This is a genomic window from Seonamhaeicola marinus (assembly GCF_008085455.1).
Window position 1 is genome coordinate 1 of record NZ_VSDQ01000041.1, and the last position, 324, is coordinate 324.

Sequence of the window (324 nt, forward strand, 5' to 3'; positions counted from 1 at the left end):
AAACCCCTCGTGATTTTTCTTTTTTATTGAAGGCGAAATCAGACATCATATAATCACGCTTAACAAGAAACAATGAGTCGTTTAGCACTTCAAATTCTTGTTCTATATAAATTTCTTTTACCCAATTTATATTGGCACTTTTTGATGCTTGCAGGTTAATTTCTTTAATGGCGTAGGTGGTATCTGCCACCCAAAAATCGCCTTTAAAGGTTAATTCATTTTTTCGGCGTGGGTAATAAACAATATTGAAACACATTTTGTTATCAATAAAGGCGGTATCTGCCAATACATAATTGTAGGTGTTAATACCAGTTTTTGACAGCG

At 33.6% G+C, this 324-nt stretch carries 1 protein-coding gene; it reads right to left on the bottom strand.

All coding sequences use genetic code 11. The features are described from left to right. A partial coding sequence (locus FUA24_RS00265; RefSeq protein ID WP_222861294.1) for a DUF5686 family protein occupies window positions 1-324 on the bottom strand: 324 nt, incomplete at both ends.